Origin of the sequence: Cognatundibacterium luofuense (assembly GCF_018139685.1) — a bacterium.
GTDB lineage: Bacteria > Pseudomonadota > Gammaproteobacteria > Burkholderiales > Burkholderiaceae_D > Undibacterium > Undibacterium luofuense.
Map to the genome: position 1 here is coordinate 1 of NZ_JAGSPN010000698.1, position 274 is coordinate 274.

Sequence of the window (274 nt, forward strand, 5' to 3'; positions counted from 1 at the left end):
CCTGATTCGCATTGATCGTACAGTTGCCTGTCGTCACAAAGGTCAGTGTGCTGCCGGACACAGTACACACGCCTGTTGTTGCACTGGTAAAGGCAACGCTCAGACCGGAGCTTGCTGTCGCGCTCAGGGCCGGGGTCGTACCAAAGTTCTGACTGCCCGGATTATTAAAGGTAATAGTCTGAGCAGCTTTCGGTGTCACCGCTGTCGATGCGGACGATGCACTGCCTGTACCGGCACTGTTCGTGGCGGTCACTGTAAAGGTGTATGCCGTGCC

Annotated in this window: 1 pseudogene; it reads right to left on the reverse strand. The window is 56.2% G+C overall.

Going from position 1 to position 274, the window contains the following annotated elements:
- Window positions 1-253, reverse strand: a pseudogene (locus tag KDM89_RS22240) (IPTL-CTERM sorting domain-containing protein); the annotation flags it as partial.
- Between the last annotated feature and the right edge of the window lie 21 nt (window positions 254-274).